Here is a 14112-nt window from a genome sequence, read left to right on the forward strand (position 1 = left end):
GGGCGGGCGCGGTCGCGTTTCCGCTTTGCCGTCCCGCGGCGGAGCCCAACGACTAGGATGGACCCCGTGACTTCCGACGCCGACACGACCCCGCCCGCCGGCGAGACCGCCGCCGCACCGCTCCTCGGCGCCACCGAGATCCGCCGCCTGGCCGACGAGCTCGGCGTGCGGCCCACCAAGACGCTCGGGCAGAACTTCGTGATCGACGGCAACACCATCCGCCGGATCGTCGCCGCCGCGCACCTCGGACCGGCGGAGACGGTGCTGGAGGTCGGCCCCGGACTCGGGTCGCTGACACTGGGCCTGCTCGACGCCGCCGAGCGCGTCGTCGCCGTCGAGATCGATCCCAAGCTGGCGGCCCGTCTGCCGCGGACGGTCCAGGAGCTGCGCCCGGCGAGGGCCGACGCGCTCGACGTCGTCCTCGCCGACGCCATGCGCGTCACCGAGCTGCCCCACGAGCCCACCGCCCTGGTCGCGAACCTGCCCTACAACGTCGCCGTTCCCGTGGTGCTGCACCTGCTGGAGCACTTCCCGACCCTGCGCCGCGGTCTGGTCATGGTCCAGGACGAGGTCGCCGATCGGCTCGCGGCGAAGCCGGGCAGCAAGATCTACGGCGTGCCCAGTGTCAAGGCCACCTGGTACGCGGACATGCGCAAGGCCGGGGTCATCGGCATGAACGTCTTCTGGCCCGCCCCCAAGATCCACTCGGGCCTCGTCGGCTTCGAGCGGCACGAGCCGCCCGTCACGACGGCGTCCCGCGAGGAGGTCTTCGCCGTCATCGACGCCGCCTTCGCCCAGCGGCGGAAGACCCTGCGCGCGGCCCTGTCCGGCTGGGCCGGCGGCGGCGCCGCGGCCGAGGCGGCGCTCCGGGCCGCCGGGGTCGATCCGCAGGCGCGCGGGGAGAAGCTCGGCATCGAGGAGTTCGCCGCGATCGCTGCCCACCGGGGCGCCGCCCCCGCTGCCGGCGACGCAGCCGCTGACGCGGGAGGGGAGGGCCCGTGAGGGAGACCGTCACCGCCCGCGCGCCGGGCAAGATCAACGTCCACCTCCGCGTGGGGCCGCCCCGCCCGGACGGTTACCACGACGTCGCCAGCCTCTACCTGGCCGTGAGCCTCTACGAGGACGTCGAGGCGACCGCACGCGAGGACGACGGCATCACCGTCCGCCTCGGCGAGGAGTCCACCGCGGTGCGCGACCCCGAGGACTTCCCCCTCGGCCCCGACAACCTGGTGATCCGCGCGGCGACCCTGCTCGCCCGGCACACCGGCATCGAGCGCGGCGTGGACCTGACGGTCACCAAGCGCGTTCCCATCGCCGGCGGGATGGGCGGGGGATCCGCGGACGCGGCGGCCACGCTGGTGGCCTGCAACGCGCTCTGGGAGACCGGCCTGAACCGGGAGCAGCTCTGCGAGCTCGGCTCCCGGCTGGGTGCCGACGTGCCGTTCGCGATCACGGGCGGCGCCGCCGTCGGACTCGGCGTCGGGGACCGGCTCTCGCCCCTGCTGGCGCGCGAGCGCACCCACTGGGTGGTCCTGCCCGCCTCCTACGGCCTGTCGACGCCCCAGGTGTTCGCCCAGCTCGACGCGCTCCGGGCGGACGACGACGTCGCCACGCCCACCGAGGTCGACTCCGCCGTCGTCCACGCGCTCGTCCACGGCCACACCGACGAGCTGGCCCGACTGGCCGCCAACGACCTGGCGCCCGCCGCGCTGTCCCTGGCGCCGGAACTCGGCGACGTCCTCGCCGAGGCGCTGACGGCCGGGGCCCTCGCGGCCCTCGTCTCCGGCTCGGGCCCGACGGCGGCGCTGCTGGCGGCCGATCCCGTGCACGCCGACGAGCTGGCGCTCCAGCTGGCCGACGCGCCGGGCGTCGCCGCCTACCCGGTCCACGGGCCGGTCCGCGGCGCGGCGCTGATCTAGCCCACCGACACCCACACCGCAAAGGACACCACTTGGCACACCTGCTCGGCGCGCAGAACCTGCGCATCTCCTTCGGCACGCGCACCGTCCTGGACGGCCTCACCGTCGGCGTGGACGACGGCGACCGGATCGGCATGGTCGGGCGCAACGGCGACGGCAAGTCCACGCTGATGCGCCTCCTGGCGCGCCAGCAGACGCCGGACGAGGGTCAGGTCACCCACCGCAGCGGTCTGCGCGTCGGCTACCTGAACCAGCTGGACGTGCTCGACGGCGACCTGCCGGTCGGCGAGGCGATCGTGGGCGATGCCGCGGACCATGAGTGGGCGTCGAACCCCCGCGTGCGCGACGTCATGGGCGGGCTCGTCGCCGAGGTCGACTGGCACGCCACCGTCTCGTCCCTCTCCGGCGGACAGCGCCGCCGCGTGGCCCTGGCGAAGCTGCTCATCGGCGACCACGACATCATCATGCTCGACGAGCCCACCAACCACCTCGACGTCGAGGGCGTCGCCTGGCTGGCGAAGCACCTCCAGCAGCGCTGGCGCCCCAATCAGGGTGGCCTGCTGGTGGTCACCCACGACCGCTGGTTCCTCGACGAGGTCAGCACCCGCACGTGGGAGGTGCACGACGGCGTCGTCGACGGGTTCGACGGCGGATACGCCGCGTACGTGCTCGCCCGCGCCGAACGGGACCGCATGGCCGCCGTCGTCGAGAACAAACGCCAGCAGCTGGTCAAGAAGGAGCTCGCCTGGTTGCGCCGCGGCGCGCCCGCGCGGACCTCGAAGCCCAAGTTCCGCATCGACGCGGCCAACGAGCTCATCTCCGATGTCCCGGAGCCGCGCGACTCGATGCAGCTGGCCAAGATGGCCACGGCCCGGCTGGGCAAGGACGTGATCGACCTGGAGGACGTGTCCCTCAGTTTCGGGAACGACGGCGGCCGCCCCCTCTTCGACGACATCACCCTCCGCCTGGCGCCGGGGGAGCGCGTCGGGATCGTCGGCGTCAACGGTGCCGGAAAGTCCACGCTGCTGCGGTTGCTCAACGGCGAGATCGAGCCGACGTCCGGCCGCATGAAGCGCGGCAAGACCGTGAAGACCGCCGTGCTGACCCAGGAGGTCCGCGAGCTCGAGGAGCTGGGGGAGCAGCGCGTGATCGAGCTGATCCAACGCGAGCGCAACCACTTCCAGGTGGACGGCAAGGAGATCTCGGCCGGGCAGCTGGTGGAGCAGCTCGGATTCTCCCAGCAGAAGCAGTGGACCCGGATCAAGGAGCTCTCCGGCGGCGAGCGGCGCCGGCTGCAGCTGCTGCGCCTGCTGATCGGGGAGCCGAACGTCCTGATGCTGGACGAACCGACCAACGACCTGGACACGGACACGCTCGCCGCGATCGAGGACCTGCTGGACGGCTGGCCGGGCACACTGGTGGTCGTCAGCCACGACCGCTATCTGCTCGAGCGCGTCACCGACTACCAGCTGGCCCTGCTCGGCGACGGGAGGATCCGCTTCCTGCCCGGCGGCGTGGAGCAGTACCTGCAGCTGCGGGCGGAGGCCGAGTCGGCCGGGGGCATCGGCTCCAACACCACGACACCCGCGTCCTCCGGCGGATCGGCGGCCACGGCGTCGTACGCTGAGGCGGACAAGCGCGAGGCGCGCAAGACACTGAACCGCCTCGACAAGCAGATGGCCAGGCTCGGGGCGTCCATCGAGGCGCTCGAGGTGGAGATGGCCCAGGCCTCCGAGGCCTTGGAGTTCGAGCGGCTGACGGCGTTGACCAAGCAGGTGGGCGAGCTCAAGGACCAGCGCGAGGAACTCGAGTTGGAGTGGCTCGAGGCCGCGGAGATCGCGGAGGGCTAGCGGGGAACGGCCGGGAGCCTGGAGAGCAGGGGGATCGAATGGGCGTGGCGGAGATGAGGCAGCGGACCGTGCGGCGCCGGCGCATCGTGTTCACGGCGGACAGCGTGACCGTCGGCGGCGTCGTGAGCCGGATCGGGGAGCGCGGCGCCTTCGGGTTGGTCGCGCCCCGGCAGCCGAGCTGGGGTGCCACGGTGGACCGCCTGGACATCGGCGCCGTGAACATCCTCCGAGCCGTGGTGCGCGCGGGGCAGGGCCGGCTCGAGCCAGTGGACGACGACCGGCAGCTGGTCTTCGCGCGCGTCGAGTCCGGACGGCTCGACGTCGTCCCGGAGGACGGGCCGGCGTTCTCCGTCGAGGGCGGGGAGATGTTCCTCTACCGGTCCACGGAGCCCTACGGGCTGACCTGGCACGGATCAGTTGAGCTCCTGATGGTCGGCGTGCCCCTGGAACTGGCGGACGAGTTCGGGATTCGGCAGGAGTCCGTCGACGGCCGGCTGCGCAACGATTCGGCGCTCCGTGCGCCGGTCCTGGCGTTCCTCGAGGCCATGGCGGGCATCGAGGGGGCGGTCGGGCCGCTGGACGCCTACTTCCTGGAGAAGCTGGTGCAGGAGATGGCCGCGGCAGTGCTGCTGTCCAACCGGAGGGTCGGCGCGGCAGCGCAGGAGAGCCAGCCCGGGATCTACGACCGGGCGCTCTCCCTGATGACCGCGCTGCGGGGGGACCACGATCTGACTCCGGAGCGGGTCGCCGGCGAGCTCAATGTCTCCCTGCGAAACCTGCAGCGGGAGTTCTGCCGGAACGGGACCTCCGTGGCCGCGACGCTGCGACGGCTACGCGCCGAGCTCGCCGTCCAGCTGCTCACCGACTCGCAGTACGACGTCCTGACGATTCCGCAGGTGGCCTACTACGCCGGGTTCGGCTCGGCGCCGTTGATGCGCCGCGCGCTCACGGCCTTGGGCTGGGGGACGCCGGCAGCGATCCGCCAGCGGCGCTCCGGGGACGATCGGTGACCGCGCCCACTGGCGGCCCGGCTCCCGGCAGGGAAGAATCGCAGCCATGACCCAGACCAGCAGCGGTTCGACGTCGGCACGCGCGCGGGGCCACGGGGCATTCTCCGCCTCGACGCCGCCGGGCGCGCGCGTCTCCGCGCTCGACCTCGCCCGTGGCGTGGCGATCCTCGGCATGTTCTTCGCCCACGCCGCACCGGTCGGCCCGGAGAGCTCCCTGGCGCTCAAAGCAATGGCGGCCGCCGCGCAGGTGACGGCCCCGCTCTTCGTCATGCTGGCCGGCGTCTCCCTCGGTCTCATGACGGGCGGGGGCAATCCGGCCGGGGGCGCCCGCTGGAGCCTGCGCTGGCAGATCCTCCGCCGGGGCCTGGTGCTCGTCGTGCTGGGACTGGCACTGTGGCAGGTCAATTCCGGCATCGCTGTCGTCATCGACTACATCGGCATCGTGATCGTGCTGTTGGTGCCGCTGCTGTTCGCCCCACGCTGGGTGCTGGGCGTGCTCGCGACCGCCGCCCTGATCGCCTCGCCCCTGCTGAAGGGCTGGGCCGAACGGGAGGGCTTGATGGTGTGGGCGGCGGACGACCCCGTGCTGGTGAGGCTCGTCTCCTGGTTCGTCCTCGGCCCGCACTACTGGGCGGCCCTGTTCCTGTTCTTCGCGCTCGCCGGCCTGATTATCGCGCGGTCGGACGTGCGCGGTACCAGGACGCCGCTCCGGCTGGTCCTGACCGGAGGGGTACTCGGTGTCGTCGGGCTGGGCGCGGCCCTCGCGACGGGGTCGTGGCCGCACCCGGGCTCGGCCGAACCCGCCGGAAACCTCGTGGCGCTCGGGTGCGCCGTCGGCCTGGTCGGGGCACTCCTGCTGCTGGAGCGGCACGCGGCGGGCCGTGGCGTGCTGCGCGTGCTCGCTCCCCTCGAGTGGGCTGGACGGATGCCGCTGACGATCTACACGCTGCAGATCGTCCTGTTCGGCCTCGTGCGTGCTGCGACCGGCTCCATCTCCTCGTGGTTGCTGCTCCTGGGGGCGACAGGACTCTCGCTTCTTTTCGCATGGGCGTGGACCCGCTGGATCTCCGGGCAGGGGCCGCTCGAGGCCGCAGTCGCCTGGGCCTCGGGCCGTCCCGTCCGCCTCACCCAGTGACGGCTGACGCCCCACGGTTCGTGCGGTGGATGGAGCAGAACCACTGAGAAAGTACGATTCACGCCAAGAATGCTGGTGATTTACGCCAAACTGGGCAATTCATGACAATTTGGGCGGAGCTTGAGGTTTGACTGGGTGCGGTTCACCACAACGGGGGGATTGCTGGGCCGGCACGGCGCGGCATGGGTCTCTTCCACATCGACTTCAAGGAGCGACACCGCATGTCCAACGAAGAATTCACCACGTCCGGCCTCAGCCGCCGTTCCGTCACCAAGGCCGCCGCCTGGTCCATGCCCGTCATCGCCGCGGCCGTCGCCGCCCCGATGGCCTCGGCTTCGCCGGCCACCACGTTCGACGTCACTGTTGCCGGCTCCTGCGTCGGCGGCATCACCATTCCGCTCACGGACATCACCGCCTTTGGCGACCCGACGTTCACGATCACGGCTACCACGGGTGCGATCCCGGCCGGCACGATCTTCAACCTCTCCACTGGTTCGCTGCTGAGCCTCGGCGTCATCAGCTCCTCCGATCTCCTGACGGCGAGCCTCCTGGACGACGGTTCGATCCAGCTGGTCACCACGGGCGAGATCGCGGAAGGGTCCTCTGTCACGGTCTCCGTCCCGGTCTCCGATGCCGCTATCAACGCGGACCTGCTGGGCAACTACACGCTCTCGTACGTCTCCGCTCCCGCCGGGTTCACCGAGGCGGGCCCGGGTGCGAACTCGGACTCCGTCAGCAACACGCAGGCTACGGTGCTTGGTCAGACCGTCAGCATCTGCGCCGCCTAGTCGGCTATCGGCCCGCTCCGGCGGGCCACTCGACGGCCCCGCTTCCTCTTCGGAGGGCGGGGCCGTTTCGATTGGCCGGTCATCCCTGCCGGTAGCTGTACCTCTTGCTGATCCCCTTTCTGTCACAGCCAATATGGCAGAATGGTTGATCGTGCCCAGCCCCGCACGGGGTGAATCACGGTCCGCCCTGGTGTAATGGCAGCACGCCGGCCTTTGGAGCCGTGCAGTCTAGGTTCGAATCCTAGGGGCGGAACCACGCCGGAAGGGCGCGGACGATCAACCGTTAGACTGGGGACGCTCGGCGCAGGCTGGGCCATGCAGTCGATCGCAGGGAGTAGAACTTGAGCGTGGAAGCCACCGCACCGGCAGCCGTCATCGTCCTCGCAGCCGGGGCTGGCACCCGGATGAAGTCCGCGAAGCCGAAGATCCTGCACGAGATCGGCGGGAAGTCCATGGTCGGCCACGCCATCGCCGCCGCACGCGGCCTCGCCCCGGAACGCCTCGTCGCCGTCGTCCGCCACGAGCGCGACCGCGTCGCCGCGCACCTCCTCGAGGTCGACCCCAGCCTCATCATCGCCGACCAGGACGAGATCCCCGGCACGGGCCGCGCCGTCCAGGTCGGCCTCGAGGCGCTGCCCGCGGACCTCGAGGGCACCGTCGTGGTCACCTACGGCGACGTCCCCCTCCTCACCGGCGAACTCCTCACCGAACTCGTCGCCGAGCACGACGCCGGCGGCAACGCCGCGACCGTCCTCTCGGCCCGTCTCGAGGACCCCACCGGCTACGGCCGCATCATCCGCGACACCGACGGCTCGGTCGCCGGCATCGTCGAGCACAAGGACGCCAGCGAGGACCAGCGCGCCATCGACGAGGTCAACTCGGGGATCTACGCGTTCGACGCCGCCGTTCTGCGCGCCGCGCTCCAGCAGGTGACCACGGAGAACGCCCAGGGCGAGATGTACCTGACGGATGTCCTCTCCATCGCGCGGAACGACGGCGGCCGCGTCGCCGCCGTCGTGACCGAGGACCCCTGGCAGGTCGAGGGCGCCAACGATCGCGTCCAGCTCGCTGCGCTCGGCAAGGAGCTCAACCGCCGCACGCTCACGAAGTGGATGCGCGCCGGCGTCACGATCGTCGACCCGGACTCCACGTGGATCGACGTCCAGGTCGCCCTGAGCAACGACGTCACGATCAAGCCGGGCACCCAGCTCCACGGCCACACGGCGGTCGGCACCGACGCCGTCGTCGGACCGGACACCACGCTCACCGACGTCCAGGTCGGCTCGGGCGCCACCGTCACCCGGACCGACGCCAGGGATTCGGTCATCGGCGCCAACGCCAAGGTCGGGCCGTTCGCCTACCTCCGCCCCAAGACGGACCTGGGCGAGGACGGCAAGATCGGCGCCTTCTACGAGACCAAGAACGCCCGCATCGGCAAGGGATCCAAGCTGAGCCACCTGGGCTACTCCGGCGACTCCGTCATCGGCGAGTACACCAACATCGGCTGCGGCAACATCACCGCCAACTACGACGGCGAGAAGAAGCACCAGACCGTCATCGGTTCGCACGTGCGGACGTCGTCGAACACCGTCTTCATCGCACCCGTCACCGTCGGCGACGGCGCCTACACCGGCGCCGGGGCCATCGTCCGCAAGGACGTCCCGGCCGGCGCGCTCGCACTGTCCGTCGCACCGCAGCGCAACACCGAGGGCTGGACCGAGGCGAAGCGCCCGGGCTCCGACTCGGCGCGCGCCGCCGCGCAGGCCGCCGGCCAGCCCGCGAGCAATTCCTAGAACCCCCTCTCAAGCCCCGCCCCGTTTCAAGGAAGAGGATCGATGAGCGAACTCCGCCGCACAGAAGACAAGAAGATGGTGGTGGCCACAGGCCGCGCCCATCCTGAGCTCGCGGAGGAAGTCGCGAAGCACTTGGGCATCGACCTGCTGCCCATGAGCGCGTACGACTTCGCCAACGGTGAGATCTACGTCCGCTCGGGAGAGTCGGTCCGCGGCAAGGATGTCTTCCTCATGCAGTCGCATCCGGCGCCGCTGAACAACTGGCTCATGGAGCAGTTGATCATGATCGACTCCATGAAGCGCGCCTCCGCCCGCCGCATCACTGTGGTCGCCCCGTGCTACCCGTATGCGCGGCAGGACAAGAAGGGCCGTGGCCGCGAGCCGATCTCGGCGCGCCTGGTCGCCGACCTCTACAAGACCGCCGGCGCCGACCGTGTGATCAGCGTGGACCTGCACACCGCGCAGATCCAGGGCTTCTTCGACGGCCCCGTGGACCACCTGGTGGCCATCCCGCTGCTGGCCGACTACATCCGCGGCCGCGTCGGCTCGGACAGCGTCACCGTCGTCTCGCCGGACACCGGCCGCGTCCGCGTCGCCGAGCAGTGGGCCGAGCGCCTCGGCGGCGTCCCGCTGGCCTTCGTGCACAAGACCCGCGACCTGACGGTCCCGAACCAGGCGCTGTCCAAGACCGTGGTCGGCGACATCGAGGGCCGCACCTGCGTCCTGATCGACGACATGATCGACACCGGCGGCACCATCTCCGGCGCGGTCCGCGTCCTGAAGGAGGCCGGCGCCAAGGACGTCATCATCGCCGCGACGCACGCGGTCTTCTCCGAGCCCGCCGCCCAGCGGCTCGCCGAGTCCGGTGCGCGCGAGGTCGTCGTCACGAACACCCTGCCGATCCCGAGCTCGAAGCGCTTCGAGCAGCTGACGGTCCTCTCGATCGCACCGCTGCTGGCCCGCGCGATCAAGGAGGTCTTCGAGGACGGCTCGATCACCAGCCTGTTCGACGGCGTCACCCACTGACGCACGACGTCGACGAGTCCTGACGAAAGGCCCGGACGCGCACGCTCATCGAGCGTCGCCGTCCGGGCCTTCCGGCGTCTGTCGGAGGAGCGGACCTCGCTAGTTGACGGCGTGCCGGCGTGCGGGGAGGCGCTCGGCCAGGCCGGCGTCGGCGAGCTGCTCCAGGAACTGCTCCACGTCGGACTCGATCTCCACCGGCTCGACGCCAAACTCGGCCGCCGTGGTGCGGGCGACCGTGGCCGCCGTGGCGCCCTCGTCCGGCATTCTGCCGAGCACCTCCCAGATGGCGGAGGCGGACCCGGTGAGCACGAGCGGCTGCGGAGCGTCGCGCGGCGGACGTCCGTCCATGTCGAACAAGGGCAGGAGTGCATGCCGGTCCTCGGCCGGGGAGCGGACCTCGGCGACCTCGCCGGCACGGCGGTAGTGGACCGGTGCCGAAGTCCGGGAGGCGCCGTCCTCGGGGCGGGCGGAAGTGCTGGGAGCCATGAAGCCATCGTAGTGGGGATGCTCACGCCGCGGGCACGCCGCGTGGCTGGTAGGATGGCCTGCGAATGCCCAGGCGAGGGAATGGCTCAATAGCTGATTCCGTGATCGACGAGGCTAGCGACACCACAGGTGTGTCCCTAGATTTCTCGGCCGGCCTACGCACTGCGACGTAGCCGGCCGTTCTGCTGATCGGCTCCCGGGCGTGCACGACCCGCATCGAAGATGGAGAAACCATGTCTGATCAGTACAAGCTCCCGGTAGAGCTCCGCACCGAGTTCGGCAAGGGCTACGCCCGCCGCGCCCGTGCCAACGGCCAGGTCCCCGCGGTCATCTACGGCCACGGCACCGACCCGATCCACGTGCTGCTCCCGGCCCAGGAGGCGTCGCTGGCCCTCCGCCACTCGAACGCCCTGCTCGACCTCCAGATCGACGGCAAGTCCCAGCTGGCTCTGGCCAAGGACATCCAGCGCGAGGCCATCCGCGGCTTCCTGGTCCACGTCGACCTGCTGGTCGTCAACCGCGGCGAGAAGGTCACGGTCGACGTCAACGTCCACACCGAGGGCGAGACCGCGCCGGGCAGCATGCTCGAGCAGGAGCTCTTCACCGTGTCCGTCGAGGCCGACGCCACGCAGCTGCCGGAGTACGTCTCCCTCGACGTCCAGGGCAAGGAGGTCGGCGACGTGCTGCACGCCTCCGATCTGGTCCTCCCGGCCGGCACCACCCTGCTGACCGAGGCCGACGCCGTCGTCGCCACCGTGCACGCACCGCGCGGCGCCGAGACCCCGGACGAGGCCGCCGAGACCGAGGCCTCCGCAGAGTCCGCCGAGTAATCTCGGGCTCCATGTCTCAGGACACCTGGCTGGTAGCCGGGCTCGGCAATCCCGGGCCCGGCTACACGCATCATCGGCACAATATCGGCCAGAAGGTCGTCGACGAGCTCGCCGTGCGCCTCGGCGCGAACTTCAAGGCCCACAAGGCCCGCGCCCAGGTCGCCGAGGGGCGCCTCGGCATCGGAGGCCCGCGGCTCGTCCTGGCCAAGCCGTTGACGTACATGAACCTCAGCGGCGGCCCGGTCGCCGCCCTCGCCAAGTTCTACTCCGTCGATCCCGCGCACGTCATCGCCGTGCACGACGAGATCGACGTCGATTTCGGCCGCGTGCGCGTCAAACTCGGCGGCAGCGAGAACGGCCACAACGGCCTGCGCGACATCTCCAAGGCCATCGCGACCAAGGCCTACCCTCGCGTCCGGGTCGGCGTCGGCCGGCCCCCGGGCCGGATGGAGGCCGCCGCGTTCGTGCTCCGCGACTTCTCTACCGCCGAGAAGAAGGAGCTGCCGTTCCTCATCGACGACGCCGCGGACGCCGTCGAGCTGCTCGTCACCAGCGGCCTCGAGGCAGCGCAGGAGCGCTTCGCCGGATAGCACCGTGCCGGACTCTGGCCCCCAGGGTAGGTAAGGCATCGCTGGGGTGTGCTCGGCACGCCGAAGTGGGATGATTCGGATACAGACACGTAGCGAAATTGCGGTCCGGCGGTGTCCGGGCTGCGTGCGAGAAAAGGACTCCGCGTGGATTCAACTCCGACCCCAGCCGTCGCCTCCCCGGAGATTGGCCTGACCCCCGCCGAGGTCGGCCGGCTCCGCGCCGATTTCCCCCTGCTCACGCAGACGCCGGGGCTCGTCTACCTCGACTCGGGGGCCACCAGTCAGAAGCCGCGCTGCGTCTTCGAGGCCGAGCAGCACTACTACGAGCGCGCGAACGCCGCCGTGCACCGCGGCGCCCACTCCCTCGCCGTCGAGGCGACGGACCAGTACGAGGCGGCCCGCACCGCCGTCGCACGCTTCATCGGCGCGGACGACGACGAGCTCGTCTGGACCTCCAACGCCACCGAGGCCCTGAACCTCGTCGCGTACTCCTGCTCCAACGCGAGCGCCGGCCGCGGCGACGAGGCCGCCGAGCGGTTCAGGCTCGGCCCGGGCGACGAGATCGTCGTGACCGAGCTGGAGCACCACGCCAACCTGATTCCGTGGCAGGAGCTCGCCTACCGCACCGGTGCCACGCTCGCCTACATCCCCGTCGCCGCCGATGGCTCGCTGGAGCTGGACCGGCTCGACGACGTCGTCACCGAGCGCACGCGGATCCTGGCCTTCACACACGTCTCCAACGTGCTCGGCACCATCACCGACGTCGCGGCGTTCGTCGCCCGCGCGAAGGCCGTTGGGGCACTCACCGTCCTGGACGGCTGCCAGTCCGTCCCGCACCTGCCGGTGGACGTGAAGGCGCTCGACGTCGACTTCATGGCATTCTCCGGGCACAAGATGCTCGGCCCCACCGGCATCGGTGCGCTCTACGGGCGGCGCGAGCTGCTCAACGCCATGCCGCCGTTCCTCACGGGCGGCTCCATGATCACCACGGTCACCATGGAGCGCGCCGAGTTCCTGCCGTCGCCGAACCGCTTCGAGGCCGGCACGCAGCGGATCGCGCAGACCATCGGGCTCGCCGCCGCCGTCGGCTACCTCGACGAGGTCGGCATGGACCGCGTCGCCGCCTGGGAGGAGCACCTCGGGGCGCGGATGGCCGCCGGACTGACCGAGATCGACGGGGTCCGCCTCATCGGCCCGGGGTCCGTGGAGCGGATCGGCACCGCCACCTTCGCCGTCGACGGGGTCCACCCGCACGACGTCGGACAGTTCCTGGACAGCCGCGGCGTCGCCGTGCGCGTGGGGCACCACTGCGCCCAGCCGCTGCACCGCGCGCTCGGCGTGACGGCGACCACCCGCGCCAGCACCTACCTGTACAACACCGAGGACGACGTCGACGCGCTGCTCAGCGCCGTCGCCGACGTCCGTGGATTCTTTGGAGTGACATCGTGAGCGGGCTCGAACAGCTCTACCAGCAGATCATCCTGGACCATGCCAAACGCCGGGTCGGCGAGCCGCTGGCGGAGCCGGAGGCCGGGCACCCGGCGGGGGAGTCCCACCAGCACAACCCGATCTGCGGCGACGAGATCCGGCTCCGCGTCGAGCTCGACGGGACCACGGACGCGAGCACCATCGAGCGCGTCAGTTGGGAGGGCAACGGCTGCTCCATCTCCATGGCGGCGGCCTCCGTCCTCAGCGAGATGGCCGCGGGGACGACGCGCGGGGAGCTCCTCGAGCTGATCGACGAGTTCCGCGAGATGATGCGGTCCCGCGGGACGGCCGAACCGGACGAGGAACGGCTCGGCGACGGCGCCGCATTCGCCGGGGTCTCCAAGTTCCCCGCGCGGGTCAAGTGCGCCATGCTGTCCTGGGTCGCGGCGGAGAACGCCCTGCTCGACGCCGCGAAGGCCTAGCCGTGGCCGAGGAGAACCCGGACGGCCGGGTCGGGGAAACCGCCGAGGGCCGGACCGGCGCCGCGACGCGGACCGGGCGCCGCCAATGGCCCGTCTGGCTGAGCTTCGTCGTGAACCTGCTCATCGCCCTGGTGGTCGTCGCGCTGGTCCAGGCCTTCGTCGTGAAGATCTTCACGGTGCCCAGCGGCTCCATGGAGCCCACGCTGAACGTGGGCGACCGGATCGTCGCCAACCGGCTGCCGTACCCGGAGACGACGCCCGAGCGAGGAGATGTCGTCGTATTCGCCGCAGACGGCGTGTGGGAGCGCGAAGTGCCGGAGCCAGGCCCGCTCATGAGCGCCGCGCAGTGGTTCGGGGACCTGACGGGCATCGGCCCCTCGAGCGAGCACTACCTGGTCAAGCGTGTCATCGGAGTGCCGGGCGACACCGTGGAGTGCTGCGACGACGGCGGGCGGCTCCTCGTCAACGGCGAGGCGCAGGAGGAGCCCTACCGCGGCAACACCTATCCGTTCGAGCCGGGCCTCCTCGACTGCGCCACCGAGAATCGCTCGCAGCGCTGCTTCGGCCCCCTCACCGTGGGGGAGGGCGAACTGCTCGTCATGGGCGACCACCGCAGCAACTCGGCCGACTCCGTCATCGGCTGCCGGACGGCGCTCGTGCCGGCGGAGGGCGACGCGGCCGCCGGCCAGGACTGCTTCCGGCCGGTCGAGACGAACGACGTCGTCGGCAAGGTGGTTCAGAAGCTGATCCCCTGGGGCCGCGACGGCCTCTGAGG

14 protein-coding genes and 1 tRNA gene are annotated in these 14112 nt (G+C 71.0%); 14 read left to right on the forward strand and 1 reads right to left on the reverse strand.

Features of this window, described 5'->3' with window-relative positions:
* Positions 1–57: 57 nt before the first annotated feature.
* The 9 genes from rsmA (at position 58) to RIN46_RS05930 (ending at position 9521) form a co-directional block, all read left to right on the forward strand.
* The gene (rsmA, locus tag RIN46_RS05890; RefSeq protein WP_375141847.1) at positions 58–1002 is read left to right on the forward strand and encodes a 16S rRNA (adenine(1518)-N(6)/adenine(1519)-N(6))-dimethyltransferase RsmA; all 945 of its coding nucleotides are present in this window, start codon (positions 58–60) and stop codon (positions 1000–1002) included.
* Positions 999–1919, forward strand: coding sequence for a 4-(cytidine 5'-diphospho)-2-C-methyl-D-erythritol kinase (locus tag RIN46_RS05895; RefSeq protein ID WP_309080399.1), 921 nt, complete (start codon positions 999–1001; stop codon positions 1917–1919). The genes rsmA and RIN46_RS05895 overlap by 4 nt, the downstream gene beginning before the upstream one ends.
* 32 nt (positions 1920–1951) lie before the next feature.
* A complete protein-coding gene (locus RIN46_RS05900) occupies positions 1952–3769 on the forward strand; it encodes an ABC-F family ATP-binding cassette domain-containing protein (RefSeq protein ID WP_309080398.1) in 1818 nt (605 codons plus the stop codon).
* A gap of 53 nt (positions 3770–3822) precedes the next feature.
* Complete coding sequence (locus RIN46_RS05905) at positions 3823–4779, forward strand: helix-turn-helix domain-containing protein (protein WP_309080526.1); 957 nt, start codon at positions 3823–3825, stop codon at positions 4777–4779.
* A gap of 46 nt (positions 4780–4825) precedes the next feature.
* Entirely contained in the window at positions 4826–5914 is a 1089-nt protein-coding gene (locus tag RIN46_RS05910; RefSeq protein WP_309080397.1) for a heparan-alpha-glucosaminide N-acetyltransferase domain-containing protein, read from the forward strand.
* 221 nt (positions 5915–6135) lie between these two features.
* Positions 6136–6702, forward strand: coding sequence for a hypothetical protein (locus RIN46_RS05915; protein ID WP_309080396.1), 567 nt, complete (start codon positions 6136–6138; stop codon positions 6700–6702).
* 181 nt (positions 6703–6883) lie between these two features.
* Positions 6884–6958, forward strand: a tRNA-Gln gene (locus RIN46_RS05920).
* 85 nt (positions 6959–7043) lie between these two features.
* Positions 7044–8495 carry a bifunctional UDP-N-acetylglucosamine diphosphorylase/glucosamine-1-phosphate N-acetyltransferase GlmU gene (gene glmU, locus RIN46_RS05925; RefSeq protein WP_309080395.1) on the forward strand — a complete coding sequence of 484 codons (1452 nt, stop codon included), beginning with the start codon at positions 7044–7046 and terminating at the stop codon, positions 8493–8495.
* A gap of 42 nt (positions 8496–8537) precedes the next feature.
* Positions 8538–9521: a ribose-phosphate diphosphokinase gene (locus RIN46_RS05930; protein ID WP_309080394.1), complete on the forward strand. Its 984-nt coding sequence runs from the start codon at positions 8538–8540 to the stop codon at positions 9519–9521.
* A gap of 99 nt (positions 9522–9620) precedes the next feature.
* Here the strand turns inward: RIN46_RS05930 and RIN46_RS05935 are convergent, their stop codons facing one another.
* Entirely contained in the window at positions 9621–10007 is a 387-nt protein-coding gene (locus RIN46_RS05935) for a PqqD family protein (protein ID WP_309080393.1), read from the reverse strand.
* Positions 10008–10240: 233 nt separating this feature from the next.
* Here RIN46_RS05935 and RIN46_RS05940 point away from each other — a divergent pair, with 233 nt between their 5' ends.
* The 5 genes from RIN46_RS05940 (at position 10241) to lepB (ending at position 14110) form a co-directional block, all read left to right on the forward strand.
* Complete coding sequence (locus tag RIN46_RS05940; protein WP_309080392.1) at positions 10241–10837, forward strand: 50S ribosomal protein L25/general stress protein Ctc; 597 nt, start codon at positions 10241–10243, stop codon at positions 10835–10837.
* Positions 10838–10848: 11 nt separating this feature from the next.
* A complete protein-coding gene (gene pth, locus RIN46_RS05945; RefSeq protein ID WP_309080391.1) occupies positions 10849–11427 on the forward strand; it encodes an aminoacyl-tRNA hydrolase in 579 nt (192 codons plus the stop codon).
* Positions 11428–11571: 144 nt separating this feature from the next.
* On the forward strand, positions 11572–12876 hold the full coding sequence (locus RIN46_RS05950; RefSeq protein ID WP_309080390.1) for a SufS family cysteine desulfurase: 1305 nt from the start codon (positions 11572–11574) through the stop codon (positions 12874–12876).
* Positions 12873–13337 carry a Fe-S cluster assembly sulfur transfer protein SufU gene (gene sufU, locus RIN46_RS05955; RefSeq protein ID WP_309080389.1) on the forward strand — a complete coding sequence of 155 codons (465 nt, stop codon included), beginning with the start codon at positions 12873–12875 and terminating at the stop codon, positions 13335–13337. Before RIN46_RS05950 ends, sufU begins: the two co-directional genes overlap by 4 nt.
* Positions 13338–13339: 2 nt before the next feature.
* A complete protein-coding gene (lepB, locus tag RIN46_RS05960; protein WP_309080388.1) occupies positions 13340–14110 on the forward strand; it encodes a signal peptidase I in 771 nt (256 codons plus the stop codon).
* The last annotated feature ends 2 nt before the right edge of the window (positions 14111–14112 follow it).

It is taken from the genome of Zhihengliuella sp., from assembly GCF_031178195.1.
In the GTDB taxonomy this organism is placed as follows: Bacteria; Actinomycetota; Actinomycetes; order Actinomycetales; family Micrococcaceae; genus Zhihengliuella.